This window comes from Leifsonia soli (genome assembly GCF_013408745.1).
Taxonomy (GTDB): Bacteria; Actinomycetota; Actinomycetes; order Actinomycetales; family Microbacteriaceae; genus Leifsonia; species Leifsonia soli.
On sequence record NZ_JACCBJ010000001.1, the window covers coordinates 3,783,288 to 3,800,748 of the forward strand.

Annotated in this window: 16 protein-coding genes; 9 read left to right on the top strand and 7 right to left on the bottom strand. The window is 71.9% G+C overall.

What is annotated here, in order from left to right; all coding sequences use genetic code 11:
• Positions 1–100 precede the first annotated feature (100 nt).
• Positions 101–868 (top strand): DUF998 domain-containing protein, encoded by a 768-nt coding sequence (locus BJ963_RS18400; protein WP_179457882.1) that lies wholly within the window; start codon positions 101–103, stop codon positions 866–868.
• Here the strand turns inward: BJ963_RS18400 and BJ963_RS18405 are convergent.
• The 5 genes from BJ963_RS18405 to BJ963_RS18425 all read right to left on the bottom strand — a co-directional run bounded on the left by BJ963_RS18405 (position 751) and on the right by BJ963_RS18425 (position 5,799).
• Positions 751–1,581 carry a YqaJ viral recombinase family protein gene (locus BJ963_RS18405; RefSeq protein ID WP_179457883.1) on the bottom strand — a complete coding sequence of 277 codons (831 nt, stop codon included), beginning with the start codon at positions 1,579–1,581 and terminating at the stop codon, positions 751–753. The genes BJ963_RS18400 and BJ963_RS18405 overlap by 118 nt on opposite strands.
• Positions 1,578–2,621 (bottom strand): Gfo/Idh/MocA family protein, encoded by a 1,044-nt coding sequence (locus BJ963_RS18410; protein ID WP_179457884.1) that lies wholly within the window; start codon positions 2,619–2,621, stop codon positions 1,578–1,580. The genes BJ963_RS18405 and BJ963_RS18410 overlap by 4 nt, the downstream gene beginning before the upstream one ends.
• A gap of 40 nt (positions 2,622–2,661) precedes the next feature.
• A complete protein-coding gene (locus BJ963_RS18415; protein ID WP_179457885.1) occupies positions 2,662–3,396 on the bottom strand; it encodes a ThuA domain-containing protein in 735 nt (244 codons plus the stop codon).
• Entirely contained in the window at positions 3,393–4,541 is a 1,149-nt protein-coding gene (locus BJ963_RS18420; protein ID WP_089913976.1) for a Gfo/Idh/MocA family protein, read from the bottom strand. The genes BJ963_RS18415 and BJ963_RS18420 overlap by 4 nt, the downstream gene beginning before the upstream one ends.
• Positions 4,542–4,608: 67 nt before the next feature.
• The gene (locus BJ963_RS18425) at positions 4,609–5,799 is read right to left on the bottom strand and encodes an ROK family transcriptional regulator (protein ID WP_179457886.1); all 1,191 of its coding nucleotides are present in this window, start codon (positions 5,797–5,799) and stop codon (positions 4,609–4,611) included.
• 168 nt (positions 5,800–5,967) lie between these two features.
• Here BJ963_RS18425 and BJ963_RS18430 point away from each other — a divergent pair, with 168 nt between their 5' ends.
• From BJ963_RS18430 to BJ963_RS18445, 4 genes are read left to right on the top strand one after another with little or no spacing between them, the layout of a single operon-like run.
• Positions 5,968–6,690 (top strand): sugar phosphate isomerase/epimerase family protein, encoded by a 723-nt coding sequence (locus tag BJ963_RS18430; protein ID WP_343037335.1) that lies wholly within the window; start codon positions 5,968–5,970, stop codon positions 6,688–6,690.
• Positions 6,687–7,784, top strand: coding sequence for a Gfo/Idh/MocA family protein (locus BJ963_RS18435; RefSeq protein WP_089913966.1), 1,098 nt, complete (start codon positions 6,687–6,689; stop codon positions 7,782–7,784). The genes BJ963_RS18430 and BJ963_RS18435 overlap by 4 nt, the downstream gene beginning before the upstream one ends.
• Positions 7,785–7,797: 13 nt before the next feature.
• On the top strand, positions 7,798–8,967 hold the full coding sequence (locus BJ963_RS18440; protein WP_179457888.1) for a Gfo/Idh/MocA family protein: 1,170 nt from the start codon (positions 7,798–7,800) through the stop codon (positions 8,965–8,967).
• Complete coding sequence (locus BJ963_RS18445; protein WP_179457889.1) at positions 8,960–10,015, top strand: sugar phosphate isomerase/epimerase family protein; 1,056 nt, start codon at positions 8,960–8,962, stop codon at positions 10,013–10,015. Before BJ963_RS18440 ends, BJ963_RS18445 begins: the two co-directional genes overlap by 8 nt.
• Positions 10,016–10,024: 9 nt before the next feature.
• Here BJ963_RS18445 and BJ963_RS18450 read toward each other — a convergent pair whose 3' ends face one another.
• Positions 10,025–10,963, bottom strand: a complete 939-nt coding sequence (locus BJ963_RS18450) for a quinone oxidoreductase family protein (RefSeq protein WP_246298107.1) — start codon at positions 10,961–10,963, stop codon at positions 10,025–10,027.
• Between the two features lie 66 nt (positions 10,964–11,029).
• On the opposite strand from BJ963_RS18450, the gene BJ963_RS18455 reads away from it, so the two are divergent.
• Entirely contained in the window at positions 11,030–11,464 is a 435-nt protein-coding gene (locus BJ963_RS18455) for a MarR family winged helix-turn-helix transcriptional regulator (RefSeq protein WP_179457890.1), read from the top strand.
• Positions 11,465–11,518: 54 nt separating this feature from the next.
• Here BJ963_RS18455 and BJ963_RS18460 read toward each other — a convergent pair whose 3' ends face one another.
• Positions 11,519–11,974 carry a VOC family protein gene (locus BJ963_RS18460; protein WP_179457891.1) on the bottom strand — a complete coding sequence of 152 codons (456 nt, stop codon included), beginning with the start codon at positions 11,972–11,974 and terminating at the stop codon, positions 11,519–11,521.
• Between the two features lie 99 nt (positions 11,975–12,073).
• Between BJ963_RS18460 and BJ963_RS18465 the strand changes: the two genes are divergently transcribed.
• From BJ963_RS18465 to BJ963_RS18475, 3 genes are all read left to right on the top strand, one after another.
• The gene (locus tag BJ963_RS18465; RefSeq protein WP_179457892.1) at positions 12,074–13,033 is read left to right on the top strand and encodes a helix-turn-helix transcriptional regulator; all 960 of its coding nucleotides are present in this window, start codon (positions 12,074–12,076) and stop codon (positions 13,031–13,033) included.
• Between the two features lie 47 nt (positions 13,034–13,080).
• Positions 13,081–14,328, top strand: a complete 1,248-nt coding sequence (locus tag BJ963_RS18470; RefSeq protein ID WP_179457893.1) for an ROK family protein — start codon at positions 13,081–13,083, stop codon at positions 14,326–14,328.
• 120 nt (positions 14,329–14,448) lie between these two features.
• Complete coding sequence (locus BJ963_RS18475; protein ID WP_179457894.1) at positions 14,449–17,448, top strand: glycoside hydrolase family 38 N-terminal domain-containing protein; 3,000 nt, start codon at positions 14,449–14,451, stop codon at positions 17,446–17,448.
• The last annotated feature ends 13 nt before the right edge of the window (positions 17,449–17,461 follow it).

Genomic DNA, 17,461 nt, shown 5'->3' on the forward strand with positions numbered 1-17,461 from the left:
CAGGCCGTTCTCAGCGCCGCGCCGGTTAGGATGCTGCGACCCGGGCTGCGATCTGGCCTGCGGGAGCGGAACGACGACGACCAGACCCGAGGAGCGACAGGTGCGACGACTGCTGCGGATCGCCCGGGAGCCGTTCGCCGTTCCGGTCCTCGCACGCGGCTGGCAGCGCGCCGTCCCCATCCTGCTCGGCATCGGAACCCTCTGCGTCCTGGGTGGGCTGACGGTCATCTGGGCGGCACGGCTGACCGTGCCGTACCCGGTCTACGTGAGCGAACTGGGCGCGAAGGGCGCGGCGACGTCCGGCGCCTTCGCCGTCGCTCTGCTGCTGATCGCCGGTGGCGGGTTCGCGATCGCCGTCGCCAGCGGCCACGTGCGGTCGTCGGCGCGGGTGCTCGACCGGTGGGCGCCGGCGATGACGCTGGGGTTCGCCGCGGTGTGCTTCGTGCTCGCGTCGCAGGTCACCTGCACGGCCTACTGCCCCGTGCCGATCGTCGACCCGAAGTCGACCGTGCAGGATCTGGTGCACACGGTGTCCGCGGTGCTCGGTTTCGCCGCGGCCTGCTTCGCCATGCTGCAGGTGGGATTCAGCCGGAAGCTCCCGCGTCTGTCGCGTCTGTCGCGGCTCAGCTGCGGCGCGGTCGCGGCCATCACGATCGTGGGCGGACTGCTCGCCATCGTCCGGGTCGGCGCCGATGTCGGCGCGTGGCTCGAACTGATCGGCACGACGGTCGCCGTCGCGTGGATCGCGGTCTACGCGGTGGCGCTGACCCGCATCCCCGTCGGGGTGGAGGACGCAGCGGACGCGGCGGACCTGGCGCCGTCGGCCGCGACGGGCACCGGCGTCGGCGCCGGAGCAGAGGTCGCCTGACGCAGGACCTCGATGAGGTCGGCTGCGAGGGCGACCAGCTTCGCGATCTCGGCATCGTCGCGGTCGACCCAGCGGCACTCCGGCTCGTCGCGGAGCGGGACGAAGCCGTCGTGCTGCTCCCACACGAAGAGCGTGCGCTCGGCCCCGAGCACGTACTGCTGCCACCAGATCTGACGGAGGTAGGGCCGGGGGATGCTGCGGAACGGCTTGTTCGTCGTCTTGATCTCGGCCAGCTCGATCCGGCCGCCGGTCCGGGCGATCAGGCCGTCCGGCGTGGCGAGATGGCGACGGTCGCGCTCGGCGTGGAACAGGAGGTCGGAGGGCTCGATGCCGTGCGTCGCAGCGACCCACGCGGCGATCTCGGGTTCCCGGGAACGGCCGTGCTGCGTGAAGACGTTCCCGCTGAAGCCCGTGCCGTGGAGCTTGTCGTGGGCGGCGGCGCGGATCGAGCGCGGGCTCGACAGCTTGGCGACGTCGGTGGCGGTGATGCCGCGGCTGCGCGCCCGCAGCCAGCCGACCCGGTCGCTGGAGCTGGCCACCACCCGGGCCAGGTGCCCCGTCTGGCCGGGCACGGCCGGGACCACCGGGACGGGAGCGGGTCGCGCCGGGCTCAGATCCGCGAGGACGCCCGGCCGGTACAGGTCGGCGGTGCGGTACGGAGCGGAGTCGAGCACCTGTCCATTGTGCCGCGTCGGGCCGACGCTCGCTGTCACTCCACGCGCGTCGCCCCGAGTTGCCTCCGCGCTTCGTCGATCGTCGCCAGCGTGTCGACCGCCTCGGCGAGCGGATGGAGCGGGGACTCCGTCCGTCCCTCGGCGACGAACCGGGCGAGCGCAGCGGCCTCGTACGACATGCCGTCGCGGTGGGGGCGGCCGTACGGGTCGCGCCAGTGGGCGGCCAGGGTGCCGTCGCCGCGGAACACCCGCAGGCCGCTGGGGCCCCAGAACGGGCTGTCCGTCTCGACACGGCCCGCGCTGCCGCTGATGGTCGCGAGCGACGGCGTTTCCGCCAGCAGGGTGGTGCTCAGCAGCGCCTGGCCGCCGCCGGCGGACGACAGCACCAGAGCGGCCTGCTCGTCCACCCCGGTCTCGGCGAGGGTGCCGGACGCGATGATCCCCGCGGGGGCGCCGAGTGCGAACGAGGCCCACGACACCGTGTACACGCCGAGGTCGAGCAGCGCCCCGCCCGCCAGAGCGGGATTCCACAGCCGGCTCGACGGATCGAATGCGGCCCGGCCGCCGAAGTCCGCTGTGACGACCCGGACGTCGCCGAGGGCGCCGTCCTCCAGCAGCTGACGCACGATGTCGGTCTGCGGCAGGTAGCGCGTCCACATCGCCTCCATCGCGAACACACCCGCCTCGCGTGCCGCCGCGACGATCCGTCCGGCCTGGCCGGCGGTGACGGCCATCGGCTTCTCGATCAGGACGTGCTTGCCCGCCGCGATCGCGAGCAGAGCGTGCTCGAGGTGCTCGCTGTGCGGTGTGGCGATGTAGACGACCTCGACGTCGGGATCGGCCACGAGCTCCTCGTACGAGCTGTACGACCGGTCGACACCGTGTGCGTCGGCGAACGCCTGCGCCCGCTCCGCCGAGCGCGACCCCGCGGCCACCACCCGCTGGCGGGTGTGCCGGTGCAGCGAGTCGGTGAAGTCGGCGGCGATCGCGCCGGGGCCGAGCACGCCCCACCGCAGCGGAGGGGCGTCGGCGGGATCGGGGTGCCGCGGCAGCGGAAGCGTTGACAGGGCGTCGGTCATGGTCGGGCTCCTCGTCTCGGTCGGTTCGGGGGTGCTCGGCCTAGACCGGCTGCGGGTTCGACACCTCGGGCGCCCGGCGTACCCCCGTCACCGGCGCCGCCCACCGCACGCCGTTGGCGAGCACGCGGCGCACCTGCGGATGGAAGTACACCGGGTACTCCTGGTCGCCGGGGCTGAAGTAGAAGATCTTGCCGCGACCGCGCGTGAAGGTCACGCCGGAGCGGAACACCTCCCCGCCGGTGAAGGAGCTGATGAACACCAGATCGTCGGGCGTGGGGATGTCGAAGAACTCCCCGTACATCTCCTGCGCGTCGATCACGATCGGCTGCTCGACGCCGGCGGCGATGGGATGCGTCGGGTTGACGTTCCAGACGAGCTCGCGCTCGCCGCCCTCGGGGTTGCGCCAGCGCAGGGAGCAGGTCGTCCCGAGCATCCGGATGAAGATCTTCGAGAAGTGGCCGGAGTGGAGGACGATGAGCCCCATCCCGCCGAGGACGTGCTGCCGGACGCGCTCCACGACCTCGTCCGAGACGCGGTCGTGCGCGATGTGGCCCCACCACAGCAGCACGTCGGTCTCCGCGAGCGCCTGCTCGCCGAGCCCGTGCTCGGGATCGTCGAGGGTGGCAGTGCGGACGGCGACCTCGTCGCCGAGCAGCTCCGACAACCCCTCCGCGATGGCCCCGTGGATGCCGTGCGGGTAGATCGCGGCGATCTCGGGCTGGGTCGCCTCATGGACGCCCTCGTTCCAGACGGTGACGCGCAGTGTCATGGTCATGCTCCTTTCGTCAGGGCGGTGTCGGCCGAGGCGGTCGCGGCGCCGGTCGCCGGAGCGAGCCGTACCTCCGCGCCGATGCGGGCCGACTCGTAGGCGGCGTCGATGACGCGCGCGCGGTCGAGGGCGAGCGAGCCGTCCCAGTTCGACCAGTTCGCCGGGTCGGCGACGTGCTCGAGGAAGGTCTCGACCACCGCCAGGTGACCGCGGCCGGGATCGGCGGTGACGCTGATGTCCTCGCTCTGCTCGCCGTCGCCGGTGAAGATGGTCAGCTCGCCGGACGGGGCGTAGTCGACGACGCGCAGGTCCGCGCCGCCTTCCGTGCCGTACAGCGTGATGCCGAACTCATCGCCGGCCGGACGGTACGCCGCCCAGCTGGTCTCGATGACGATCGAGCCGCCGCCCTCGAGCCGGAGGAGCAGGCTGGCCAGGTCCTCGACCTCGTACTCCGAGCCGACGTGCTGTTTGGAGGCGGCGGCGCCGCCCCGGCCGCGGACGCCGAGTTCGGAGTGGGTGACGGCCGAGACGGCGACGACGCGCGGCTCGCCGAACAGGTGGAGGGCGTAGTCGAGCACGTGCACGCCGATGTCGATCAGGGGGCCGCCGCCGGCCATCTCGCGGTTGGTGAACCAGCTTCCGAGCGCCGGGATGCCGGCTCGTCGCAGCCAGGTCGCGCGCGCGTGATACGGCCGGCCGATCTTGCCGTCGTCGATCGCGGCCTTGAGGGCCTCGATGTCTCCGCGGCGGCGGTGGTTGAACGCCACCTCCAGCACACGGCCGGCACGATGGGCCGCATCCACCATGGTCTGCGCCTCGGCCGCGGTGCGGGCGATCGGCTTCTCGCTGAGCACGTGGATGCCCGCGTCGAGCGCCCCGACGGCGATCGGCGCGTGCAGGAAGGTGGGGACGGCGACGCTGACGACGTCGAGGTCGCCCTCGGCCACCAGGTCCTGCCAATCGCGGTGCAGGCGCGTGATGCCGTACTGCTCGCCGAGTTCGGCGCGCGGGCCGTCCTCCATTCCGGCGATGGCGACCAGCTCCACGCCGGGAAGGGCCGAGTAGGCCGCCATGTGCTGCTGTCCGGCCCAGCCGAGGCCGACCACTCCGGCGCGGAGGGGGCGGTCGAGGGGTTCGCTCTGGGTGCTCACGGCACTCCTTTCAGGGGTTCGAATCGATTCGATGTTGTTGATGTGCGGTGGAGGTCCGCCGGTGGCGTCAGCGGAAGAGGGAGCGCGGTGTGCCCGCGTCGGGATCGAGCGCGCGCTGGATGACCATGATGGCCGCTCCGATCGCGCCGCCGGTCTCGCCGGAGCGCGACTGGGTGATGGTCAGATGCTGCGTCGCCAGCGGGGTGGACCGCTGGTAGACGACCTCGCGCATCCCGGCGAGGAGCTGCTCGCCGACGCGGGAGAGACTGCCGCCGACGACGATCATCGACGGGTTGAGCAGGTTGACGCACGTGGCGACGACCGCGCCCAGGTCGCGTCCGGCCTGGCGGATCGCGTTCTGGACGGCCGGGTTGCCGGTGCGCGCCAGGGCGACGACGTCGTCGCTGGTCTCCGCGGGCAGACCGGCCTCGGAGAGCGCCCGTGCGATCGCAGGACCGCTCACCAGCGACTCGAGGTCCGCATCCTGCTCTCCGTGGCTGGGGGTGTCGCTGCCGAACGGCACCCGGACGTGCCCGAGGTCGCCGGCCGATCCGAGCGCCCCACGCTGCAGGCGCCCGCCGCTGATGATCCCGGCACCGACGCCGGTGGCGACCTTGATGAACAGGAGGTCGGTCTCGTCCGGCCACATCAGGGCCTGCTCGCCCAGGGCGAGGAGGTTGACGTCGTTGTCGACGAGCACGGGCACGTCGAAGACGCGACGGATGTACGCGGGGATGTCGAAGCGGTCCCAGCCGGGCATGATGGGCGGGTTCACCGGCAGGCCCGTCGAGTGCTCGACCGGGCCGGGCACGCCGACGCCGACGCCGATCAGCTCCTCCGGCTGACGCCCGCTGGCCACATAGAGCTCGGACGCCGTCTCCATCGCCCAGTCGAGCACCGGTTGCGGGCCGTCGGCGATGTCGAGCCGGCGTGACTCGCTCGCCGTGATGTTGCCGGCGAGATCGGCGAGGGCGACGACCCCGTGCGTCGCGCCGAGATCGATCGCGACGACCACGCGCGACTCCGGGTTGAACCGGATGCGCGACGGCGGCCGGCCGCCGGACGAGACGTCGTCGCCCGCCGGGGCGACGAGGCCCGCCGCGGTGAGGGTGTCGATCCGGGAGGCGATGGTCGACCGCGCCATCCCGGTCAGCTCGGCGAGCTGCGCGCGCGTCCGGGGGATGCCATCGCGCAGGATCGCCAGCAGCTCCGCGGCGTCTGCGGCGACGAGCACCGAGTCTCGCGCGCTGTCGGTCATAGAGGGTATTGAACCACAGTGCCGGTGGGCTGCTCAAAGGTCGTTTGCGATCGGTCGACTTTTGATTGACATCCGGCAGAAGTGCGGCTTGAATGGAGCCACGCCATCCGGCGCCCTTCCACTTCCATGAACTCGACGAGGAGAACAGTGTCGACGTCAAAAGTCTCCGTGCAGCTGTACACGGTCCGGGAGCTCCTGACCGAGGACACGGTCGGTACCCTCAAGCGGATCGCCGACATCGGGTTCACGCAGGTCGAGCCCTTCGCGTTCCTCACCTTCGGTGACGCGCTCCGCGAGGGGCTGGCCGAGGCCGGCCTGTCCGCTCCGACCACCCACCAGGGCTTCATCGGCGGCGACCTCGACGAGGTGTTCGGCGCCGCGAAGGAGCTGGGCGTCGAGACGGTGATCGATCCGTTCGTCGCACCGGAGCGCTGGCAGACCGCCGCCGACGTTGCGCAGATCGCCGAGCAGCTCAACGCCGCCGCCGAGGTCGCCGCACGCCACGGCGTGCGCGTCGGGTACCACAACCACGCGCACGAGCTCGAGAACAGGATCGAGGGTGTGACCGCGCTGGAGTTCTTCGCCGGCAAGCTCGCCCCGGAGGTCGTGCTCGAGGTCGACACCTACTGGGTGGCCGTCGGCGGCGTCGACCCCGTCGCGCTCCTCCCCACCCTCGGCGACCGTGTCGTCGCCCTCCACATCAAGGACGGCCCGGGCACCACCGAGACGAAGGACCAGGTCGCCGTCGGCCAGGGCTCGCTCCCGATCGAGCAGATCATCGCCGCCGCGCCCGACGCGCTCCGCGTCATCGAGCTCGACGACTCCCGCGGAGACCGCTTCCAGGCCGTCGCGGACAGCTTCGCCTTCCTGACCGCCAAGGGTCTCGCATGAGCGGCGGGCGCGTGGGCGTCGGCGTCATCGGCGCCGGTGTGATCAGCAACCAGTACCTGGAGAACCTCACCTCCTTCCCCGACCTGGATGTGCGCTTCGTCGCCGACATCGACCTCGACCGCGCCAGGGCGCAGGCCGACAAGTTCGGTGTTCCCGGTTCCGGCACGGTCGAGGAGCTGCTCGCCGACGAGGCCATCGAGATCGTCGTGAACCTGACGATCCCCAAGGTGCATGTCGAGGTGGCGCTGCAGGCGCTCGCCGCGGGCAAGAACGTGTGGAGCGAGAAGCCCTTCGCCCTCGACCGCGCCAGCGGCCGCGAGCTGCTCGACGCGGCGCACGCCGCCGGACTCCGCGTGGCCACCGCGCCGGACACGTTCCTCGGCTCCGGCATCCAGTCGGCTCGCCGCCTGATCGAGAACGGCGACATCGGCGCGCCGCTGACCGCGCTGACGCTCATGCAGAGCCCCGGCCCGGAGTCGTGGCACCCCAACCCCGACTTCCTGTTCCAGGAGGGTGCCGGCCCGCTGTTCGACATCGGCCCCTATTACCTCACGGCCCTCGTGCAGATGTTCGGGCCGGTCGCCCGGGTGAGCGCCAGCGCCTCCCGCGCCCGCGAGACCCGGGTCATCGGCTCGGGCCCGCGCGCGGGCGAGGAGTTCGCCGTCACCGTGCCGACGCACGTCAGCGCCCTCTACGAGTTCGAGAGCGGGCAGACGGCGCAGGCTGTGTTCAGCTTCGACTCCAAGCTGGGCCGCACGCAGTTCGAGGTGGCCGGCGTCGACGGCACCCTCGTGGTGCCCGATCCCAACACCTTCGAGGGCGAGCTGCTCGTCCACGGAAGCGACGGCATCGAGACGTTCCCCTCGACCGGGACGACCGACTCCCGCGGCATCGGCGTGGTGGAGCTCGCGCGGGCCATCCGCGCGGGTGTTCCGGAGCGCGCATCCGGTGAGCAGGCGTATCACGTGCTCGACATCATGGTCTCGACCATCGAGGCGGGGGAGTCCCGCACCCCGGTCGAGGTCGAGAGCACGGTGAACGTGGCGCCGGCTCTCCCGGAGGACTGGGACCCGCGAGCGGCGACCCTGGCGTGATGGGGGCCGAGCGATGACGGACGGAGACCTGGCCGGCGCATCGGGCGGCGGAGCAGCGACCACGGGCGGGCTCACCCGGCGTGACGGCGGTACGGCAGGAGCGCGGCTCCGGGTCGCCATCGTCGGCGGCGGTTTCATGGCGGAGGTGCACTCGCGTGCGGCCCGTGCCGCGCGCGCGGACATCGCGGGCATCGTCTCGTCGACCCCGGAGCGCTCGGCGGCCGCCGCCGAGCGGCTGGGCATCGGCCGTTCCTACGGATCGCTCGATGAGCTGCTCGCCGACGACACGATCGACGTCGTGCACGTGACCACGCCCAATGCGCTCCACGCGGAGCAGGCCGCGGCGGTGCTGGCCGCGGGCAAGGACGTCGTCTGCGAGAAGCCGCTCGCCACCTCGGTCGCCGACGCGGAGCGCCTGGTGGCCGCAGCGGAGGGCCGCACGGCGACGGTCCCGTTCGTCTATCGATTCCACCCGCTCGTGCGGGAGGCCCGCGCGCGGTTCGCCTCCGGCGAGGCCGGGCGCGTGATGAGCATCAACGCCTCCTACCTGCAGGACTGGCTCCTGGGGTCCGGCGACGACAACTGGCGTGTGGATGCGGCGCAGGGCGGGCGGTCCCGGGCCTTCGCCGACATCGGGTCGCACCTCGTCGACCTGGTCGAGTTCGTCAGCGGCGACCGTGTGAGCCGGGTGTCCGCCACCAAGCGCACCGTCTTCTCCGAGCGGGCGTCGCACGCGGCGATCACGACGGAGGACGCCGTCGCGGTGGTGGTCGAGACGCGTTCCGGGGCGCTCGGCACGCTGCTGGTGTCGCAGGTCGCTCCCGGTCGCAAGAACCGTCTCTGGCTCGAGATCGCCGGAAGCGTCGAAAGCGTCGCCTTCGACCAGGAGCAGCCCGAGACGCTGTGGGTGGGGCGGCGGAAGGGAAGCCTGATCATCCCGCGCGACGCCGACCAGCTCAGCGAGGACGCCGCACGCCTCTGCGTCGTGCCCTCCGGGCATCCGCAGGGCTATCAGGACGCGTTCAACGCGTTCGTCGCCGACAGCTACGCGGCGGTCGCGGGGGAGAACCCCGACGGGCTTCCGCGCTTCACCGACGGCCTCCGCGCCGTACGGGTCACCGACGCGGTGATCGACTCGGCCGAGTCGGGCACCTGGATCGAGATGGGAACGAACAATGACTGACGCCACCAGTGCAGGCGGCTCGGAGACCACCGAGTCGGGCCGGACGCACCCGGTCACCCTCTTCACCGGCCAGTGGGCCGACCTCACTCTCGAGGAGGTGGCCAGGTACGCGAGCGAGTGGGGCTATGACGGCCTCGAGATCGCGTGCTCGGGCGAACACCTCGATGTGTGGCGCGCCGCCGAAGACGACGCGTACCTGCAGGGCCGCCTCGACATCCTCGACCGCTACGGCCTCAAGGTCTGGGCCATCTCCAACCACCTGAAGGGCCAGGCGGTCTGCGACGATCCGATCGACTTCCGCCACCAGGCGATCGTCGGCTCGAAGGTGTGGGGCGACGGCGACCCGGAGGGCGTGCGCCAGCGCGCCGCGGAGGAGCTCAAGCTCACGGCGAAGGTCGCCCGCAAGCTCGGCGTCGACACGGTCGTCGGGTTCACCGGTTCGAGCATCTGGCCCTACGTCGCGCAGTTCCCGCCCGTGCCGGCCGAGGTGTTCGACCGCGGCTACCAGGACTTCGCCGACCGCTGGAACCCCATCCTCGACGTGTTCGACGGCGAGGGCGTTCGGTTCGCGCACGAGGTGCACCCGTCCGAGATCGCGTACGACTACTGGACGAGCGTCCGATCCCTCGAGGCGATCGACCACCGCGAGGCCTTCGGCTTCAACTGGGACCCGTCGCACATGATGTGGCAGGACATCGACCCCGTCGGGTTCATCATCGACTTCCAGGACCGCATCTACCACGTGGACTGCAAGGACACCCGCCTGCGGCCGAAGAACGGCCGCGCCGGTGTGCTCGGCTCGCACCTGTCGTGGGGCGACCCGCGGCGCGGCTGGGACTTCGTCTCCACCGGCCACGGCGACGTGCCGTGGGAGGACGCCTTCCGGGCACTCGAGTCCATCGGTTACACCGGCCCGATCTCGATCGAGTGGGAGGACGCGGGGATGGACCGGCTGCACGGCGCCAAGGAGGCCGTCGGCTACATCCGCTCCCTGCTCTGGAAGCAGCCGACCGCCTCCTTCGACGCGGCGTTCAGCAACCAGGACTGAGTACGGCGTTCACGGAACGAGGACGAGGCGGTCGCGGGTCGTGGCCGCCTCGTCCCACGCCTGCTCCACCCGGGAGAGCGGGACCGCACGCGCTGCGGTGACTAACGCTCCGGACGCGACCTCGACGGCCAGGTCCGAGAGCTCCGCGACGATCGTGTCCGTCCTCACCGACCCCTGGCCGCTGCCGACGATCCGGAGATCGACGGCACGGAGCGCCGCCGACGGGATCGGCGACTCCGGCCCGGCGACAGAGCCGATCTGCACCCAGGTGAGCGGCTGGTCGTCGCGTGCGCGGCGGGGGACGACAGCGCGCAGGGCGTCGGCGGTCGGCCGACCCCACAGGTAGTCCAGCACCACATCGACCTCGCTCGCCGCGCGACCCAGAGCCTCGGCATCATCCAGTTCGACGACGACATCCGCGCCCGAGTCGGCCAGCCGGCCCGAATCCCGTCCGGCCGCGACCACATGCGCTCCGCCCAACCGCCGCGCGACCTGCACAGCAAGCCCGCCGGCGTTCCCGGTCGCACCCAGGACCAGCACGCTCTGACCCGCGTGCAGCCGGGCACGCCGGCGCAGCGCGATCCACGACGACATGGCGGGATTCATCACGGCCGCCAACTGCACGGGATCGCTGTCGGGCGGCACGACGACGCTGCGCTGCAGGTCCACGACCGTCCGCTCCGCCATCGCCCCCTTCGCGGTGTCCGGGAGGAGGAAGTACCGCAGCGCACCGTCGGGCGTTCGGCCGACCCCGTCGATCCCGGGGATCAGCGGCAGTTCGCCGGTGCTGGTGTAGTGGCTGCCTGCTGCCTGGGATCGAACGCGGGGCGAGAGGGCCGCCGCGAGGACGTCGACCACGGCCTGGCCGGGTCGGGCCGCCGTCGGCTCCTCGACGTCCTGATAGCGAGGGGAGGCGCCGAACTCGGTGACGAGGGCTGCTTTCATCATGACTCCAATAGTTGGGATTACCAATCAAATGAATGGTAATCCCAACTAATGCGCTACGCTAGCCCCATGTCGGCATCCCCGCGTGACCACATCCCCGAACACCTTCTCGACGCGCTCGTGCAGACGGCGTTCGAGGTCATCGGAGTGGTCAGTCGTGTCGCGGCGGAGAACGACCTCTCGCTCACTCAGCTGCGGGTGCTCGCGATCCTGCGCGACCGGGAGCCCACCATGTCCGAGCTCGCCGCACACCTCGGCGTGGACCGCTCGTCGGTGTCCGGCCTGATCGACCGCGCGAACCAGCGGGGTCTCGTGACCCGCGTCCGGGACACGGCCGACCGCCGCTCCGCCCGCGTCGGACTCACCCCGGCCGGTCAGGAGCTGGCCGGCGCGGGAGCCGCGGCGATCCGTGACGGCATCGCACCCCTCCTCGCGGACCTGGACGAGGGGGAGCGCGTGCGGCTGGCCGAGCTCCTGGATGCGGTGCTGGGCGGCCGTCGCTGACACCGCGGCGAAAACGGGCCTGTGGGTCGCGCGGGCCGGCGACGGCCGCCCGTCTCACGCCACGTCGAGCACCCAGGTGACGCCGAAGCGGTCCGTCAGCATCCCGAACCCGGCCGACCAGGCGGAGGCGGCCAGCGGTTCCACGACCGCGGCGCCGTCGGAGAGCCGCTCCCAGTACCCGGTCAGCTCCTCGAGGGAGTCGGCGCGCACGGAGACGAAGGAGGGCTGATCGGTGATGGTCATCCCGTTCTCGCGTCGCGTCTCCGGTACCGGCCGGGCCGCGACCTGGTCACCGGCGCCCGGCACGTCGTAGGCCATCACGCGGAACCCGTCCGGGGAGACGACCTGGCCGAACACGATCCACTGCGCGCCGGGCAGCTCGGCGGGCATGCCGAAATCGGCATACGTCGCGGCGGTGACCGCGCCGCCGAACGCAGCGGCGTAGAAGTCGAGGGCGGCTCGGGCCTCGCCGTCGCGGAAATTGAGGTGCGTGGTGGTGGTGATGCTCATGACTGTGCCTCTCGTCGTTGCGCCGGGCTTCTCCCGGCGCTGCCAGGCTCGCAGGGGTAGCGGACAGTTATGGTCCGCTACTGCGACGAGAATCGAATCATGAACGCACCGTCGTCGCGCATGCTCACGATGCTCTCGCTGCTCCAGGCGCGGCGGGACTGGGGTGGACAGGCGCTCGCCGACCGCCTCGACGTCAGCACCCGGACCGTGCGGCGGGACGTGGACCGCCTCCGTGAGCTGGGCTACCGGATCGACGCGCTCAAAGGCCCGGACGGCGGGTACCGGCTGGCGGCGGGGTCGGAGCTCCCTCCGCTGCTGTTCGACGAGGACCAGGCGGTCGCCCTGTCCATCGCTCTGCAGAACGCCGGGGCGTCCGGGGCGGGGATCGAGGAGGCGGCCGCCCGGGCGCTCGCGACCGTCCGCCAGGTGATGCCGTCCCACCTCCGGCACCGCGTCGACGGCATCCGCTTCGAGCGGCCCGTCGCGGGGCCGGCGGTCGATCCTGCGGTGCTGGGCGTGGTCAGCGACGCCGTCCACGGGAGGAAGGTGCTCCGGTTCGACTACGCCGGCTCGGAGGGGGCGCCCCGTCGCACCGAGCCGCACGGCCTCGTTGCGCGCGACGCCCGCTGGTACCTGGTGGCCTGGGACCTCGACCGGGACGACTGGAGGCTGTTCCGGCTCGACCGGCTGGCGCCGCGCACCCCGGCCGGCCCGATGTTCCGGCCGCGCGACATCCCCACCGGTGACGCGGTGTCGTATGTTGCGGCGCGCTTCACCGGCGGCGACGGCAGCGATGGAGGCGGCTGGCCATACGTCGGAGAAGTCGTCATCGACCTCCCTGCGCGTGACGTCATCCCCTGGGTGGCGGACGGCGAGATCCACGACCGCGGCGACGGCACGACGCGTCTGGTGCTCGGCTCCTGGTCGTGGATCGGCCTGCTGGCCTCTCTCGCGCGGTTCGACGCGTCGTTCGAGATCGTCGGGCCTCCGGCGCTCGCCGACGCTGCCGCGGTGCTCTCCGACCGCCTCGGGCGCGCGCGTGGACGGCAGACGCAGTAGGTATCCTCAGTACTCACCGAAAAGACCGATGGGCGAACGGAGCAGCTGTGGCCAGAGGAGCCAACCTCCCCGCCATCGCGGCGTTCAACGAGACGGTGGTGCTGGATGCCGTCCGGCGATCCCCGGACGGCTTCAGTCGCGTCGAGCTCGCCGCCCGCACCGGCCTCTCCGCGCAGACCGTGACGAACGTGACCCGCCGCCTCCTCGATCGGGGGTTCATCCGCGAGGCAGGGACGCGCAGCGAGGGGAGTCCGGGCAAGCCGCGCACCATCCTGCGCCTGGAGCCGGGCGGGGCCCACGCGATCGGAGTCCACCTCGACCCGACGGTGATCGCCTGCGTGCTCCTCGACCTCGCGGGAGCGGTGGTCGCCCAGGCGCACCGTCCCTCCCCGCCGGACGGCGACGCCGCCGCGACGCTCGCGGCAGCCGTGGATGCGATCCGCGAGGTGCTGCAGACGCCGGGCGTCGACCCGGAGCGAGTGATCGGCGTCGGGGTCGCCGCACCCGGGCCCATCGACGCCGAGCGGGGAGTGGTGATCCGCCCTCCGCTGGCTCCTGGCTGGAACGACCTTCCCCTGCGGGATGAGCTGGCGCAGGCCACGGGACTGCTCTGCCTGGTCGCGAAGGACGTCACCTGCGCGGCCGTCGCCGAGCGGTGGCGGGATCCGGCGGGGGCCTCGCAGGACTACGCGTTCGTCTACTACGGCACCGGCGTCGGCGTCGGTCTGGTGCTGGGCGGAGAGGTCTACACCGGGTCCAGCGATAACGCCGGGGACGTCGGGCACACGCTCGTGGATCCGGAGGGCGTGCGCTGTTCGTGCGGGCGGCGGGGATGCTACGGCGAGTCCGTCCGCCCGTACCGCCTGGTCATGCAGGGACTGTGGTCGGGCGTCCTCACGCCACCCCCGGGCACGGCCGTCGTGCAGGGAGAGGATCTCCGCCTCGATGTGGAGACCGTCGACCGGCTGTTCTCCGAGCTCGCGGCCGCTGCGGAGGCCGGGCATACGGGAGCGCAGGAGATCGTCGACAGGAGCATCCGCCATTCGGCCTTCTTCGCATCCAATCTGTCGGCCCTGCTCGACCTCGACCGCGTGGTCTTCGGCGGCCCGTCGTGGGCACGCGTCGCGCCGCGCTACCTCGATCAGCTGCCGGGGCAGCTGGCCGAGCTCGACACCGGGGTCCTGACCCACGGCGTCGCGATCGCCGGCAGCGCGATCGGCGACGATGTCGCGGCGGTCGGGGCGGCCGCCCTCGTCCTCGACGGCACATTCTCACCGCGCTCCATCCTGCGGTAGCGCAGCGGATGCCTCCGGTCGGCGGAGATCTCCGCGCCTCTCTTGCGCCCATAAATCAAATTGTTTTATAAATTAGTCAGCCGGTCATCGGGTCGGCGGCCTCTCACGCAAGGAGAACCGGTGTACCAGCAGAACCAGCTCGCCGAGATGCGCATCGACCGGTTCGTCCGGGAGCGCCTCACGCCCGCCCTCGAGCGCGCGGCCGTCCCCGCCTCGATCGAGGCGTGGGAAGTGCCGGGCGAGCCGGTGCCCTTCGCGGAGGCCATCGCCGGCGACTTCCGGCCCTTCTCGGCCGGGCAGGTGTGGGGCCGTCCGTGGGGGACCGTGTGGTTCCGGGTGACCGGCGCCGTCCCGGCCGACTGGGACGCATCGGCGGACGAGGTCGAACTCCTCGTCGATCTCGGATTCACCCGCAGCCAGGTGGGGTTCCAGGCGGAGGGGCTGGTGTGGACGCCCGAGGGCAGGATCCTCAAGGCGCTCGAGCCGTACAACGCCTACGTCCGCCTGCAGGCCCGGCCGGGAGAGTCGTTCGAGCTGTACCTGGAGGCGGCCGCCAATCCCGACGTCGGCTCGAACTGGACGTTCGCGCCGACCGTGATGGGCCGCGTCTCGACCGCACCGCAGACGCCGATCTACACGCTCCGGCGGGTGGATGTCGTCCACCGCGACCGCGAGGTCTGGGAGCTGGTGCAGGACATCTTCACCGCGAAGGGTCTGGCGGTCGTCCTCCCCGAGACGTCGCCCCGCCGCGCGGCGCTGTTCGCCGCGCTCGAGGCGGCCGTCACCGCCGTCGATCCGTTCGACGTCGCGGGGACCGCGCCACGGGGGCGGGAGGCGCTCGCCGCAGTCCTCGCCTCGCCCGCGTCCGCGACGGCGCACCGCGTGTTCGCGGTCGGGCACGCGCACATCGACTCGGCCTGGCTGTGGCCCGTTCGCGAGACGATCCGCAAGTGTGCACGGACCTTCTCGAACGTGCTCGATCTGATGGACCAGGACCCGCAGTTCGTGTTCGCCTGCTCGTCCGCCCAGCAGTTCGCCTGGATGAAGCAGTTCTACCCGGAACTGTTCGAGCGCATCCGTGCCCGGGTCGCCGAAGGCCGGTTCGTCCCGGTGGGCGGGATGTGGGTGGAGTCCGACACGAACATGCCCGGCTCGGAGGCGATGGCCCGGCAGTTCGTCGAGGGCAAGCGGTTCTTCCTCGAGGAGTTCGGGTACGAGCCGCGCGAGGTGTGGCTGCCCGACTCGTTCGGCTACTCGGGTGCGCTGCCGCAGATCGCGCGCGAAGCCGGGATGGACCACTTCCTCACCCAGAAGATCTCGTGGAACGAGGTGAACCTGTTCCCGCACCACACGTTCGCGTGGGAGGGCATCGACGGGTCGCGCATCTTCACGCACTTCCCGCCCGTCGACACCTACAACGCCATCCTGTCCGGCGAGGAGCTGGCCCGTGCCGAGCGGAACTTCGCCGACAAGGGCCGCGCCAACACGTCCCTGGTGCCGTTCGGCTTCGGCGACGGCGGCGGAGGGCCGACGCGCGAGATGCTCGCCGCCGCTGCGCGGACCGCGGACCTCGAAGGGTCGCCGTCGGTGCGCATCGCGTCGCCAGCCGCGTTCTTCGAGGCGGCGCGTGCGGAGTTCGACCCGGCCCCGGTGTGGGTGGGAGAGCTCTATCTGGAGTTCCACCGCGGCACCTACACCTCACAGGCACGGACCAAGCGCGGCAACCGCCGCAGCGAGGCGCTGCTGCACGAAGCGGAGCTCTGGGCGACGACGGCCGCCGTCCGTGCCGGGGCGGCCTACCCGGAGCAGGAGCTGCGCGACGCCTGGCGGACGGTGCTGCTGCAGCAGTTCCACGACATCCTGCCCGGGTCGTCGATCGGCTGGGTGCACGACCAGGCGGTGGAGAACTACGCGAGGGTGGCGGAGGCGCTGGAGGCGATCATCGCCCGCTCGCTCGGCGCGCTGAGCGGTGCGGCGGCCGGCGAGGCCACCTCCGGTCTCGTCGCGAACGCCTCGCCGTTCGCGATCGAGGGGGTGCCCGCCGGCGGCATCGGACGGCCCCGGCGTGACGGCGAAGCGCGGATCGAGCGGGACGGCGACGGCATCCGGCTCTCGAACGGTCGCGTGAGCGTCGTCGTGGATTCCGACGGCCTGATCGCGTCGCTGGTGGATGCGGAGACCGGGCGCGAGGCGGTGCCTCCGGGAACGCGCGCCAACGTCCTCCAGCTGTTCCGCGACACCCCCGCGCAGTGGGACGCCTGGGACGTCGACATCGAATACCGGCTGTCCGGAGAGGAACTGCCCGGCGCGGAGTCCGTCGAGGTGGTGTCCGAGTCGCCCGAGGCGGTCGCCGTGCGGACCGTCCGCCGCTTCGGGGCGTCCGCCGTCACGCAGACGCTCACCCTGGCCGCGGGCTCCCCGGCGCTCGACATCGAGACGCACGTCGACTGGCACGAGCGCCAGCGGATGCTGAAGCTCGCCTTCCCGGTCGACGTGCACACCGCGTCCGCGCGGTCGGAGATCCAGTTCGGCCACATCGAGCGCCCGACGCACACCAACACGAGCTGGGATGTCGCCCGGTTCGAGACGAGCGCACACCGCTGGGTCCACGTCGGCGAGCCAGGGTTCGGCCTCGGCGTCGCCAACGACTCGACCTACGGTCACGATGTCACCCGCCACCCGCGCGACGGAGGCGGCACCTACTCGCTGGTGCGGCAGACGCTGCTGCGCGCCCCGCTCTTCCCCGATCCCGAGGCGGACCAGGGCGAGCACACGCTGCGCACGTCCCTCGTGATCGGCGGGGTGGATGCGGCGATCGAAGCCGGCTACCGGCTCAACCTCCCCGTGCGCCCGGCCGCGGCGCCGGTCGACCCGCTGATCGCGTCGAGCGATCCGGGCGTCGTCGTGGAGACCGTGAAGCTGGCCCAGGACGGCTCGGGCGACGTGGTCGTCCGGCTGTATGAGTCGCTCGGCGCCCGGGCCGCGACGACCCTGGCGGCCGCGTTCCCGTACGAGCGCATCCTGCGCACCGATCTGCTGGAGCGGGAGACCGGCGACGGCGCGCTCGATCTGCAGCTGCGTCCGTTCGAGCTCGTCACGCTGCGGTTCGTCCGCGGGTGACGCGCGGCCGGGC

Excerpts from the sequence above, each read along its gene's own strand:
- BJ963_RS18450 (WP_246298107.1), bottom strand. The coding sequence starts at position 10,963 with ATGATGAAAGCAGCCCTCGTCACCGAGTTCGGCGCCTCCCCTCGCTAT.
- BJ963_RS18410 (WP_179457884.1), bottom strand. The coding sequence starts at position 2,621 with ATGACCGACGCCCTGTCAACGCTTCCGCTGCCGCGGCACCCCGATCCC.
- BJ963_RS18465 (WP_179457892.1), top strand. The coding sequence starts at position 12,074 with ATGAACGCACCGTCGTCGCGCATGCTCACGATGCTCTCGCTGCTCCAG.
- BJ963_RS18435 (WP_089913966.1), top strand. The coding sequence starts at position 6,687 with ATGAGCGGCGGGCGCGTGGGCGTCGGCGTCATCGGCGCCGGTGTGATC.
- BJ963_RS18425 (WP_179457886.1), bottom strand. The coding sequence starts at position 5,799 with ATGACCGACAGCGCGCGAGACTCGGTGCTCGTCGCCGCAGACGCCGCG.
- BJ963_RS18460 (WP_179457891.1), bottom strand. The coding sequence starts at position 11,974 with ATGAGCATCACCACCACCACGCACCTCAATTTCCGCGACGGCGAGGCC.
- BJ963_RS18440 (WP_179457888.1), top strand. The coding sequence starts at position 7,798 with ATGACGGACGGAGACCTGGCCGGCGCATCGGGCGGCGGAGCAGCGACC.
- BJ963_RS18455 (WP_179457890.1), top strand. The coding sequence starts at position 11,030 with ATGTCGGCATCCCCGCGTGACCACATCCCCGAACACCTTCTCGACGCG.
- BJ963_RS18445 (WP_179457889.1), top strand. The coding sequence starts at position 8,960 with ATGACTGACGCCACCAGTGCAGGCGGCTCGGAGACCACCGAGTCGGGC.
- BJ963_RS18415 (WP_179457885.1), bottom strand. The coding sequence starts at position 3,396 with ATGACCATGACACTGCGCGTCACCGTCTGGAACGAGGGCGTCCATGAG.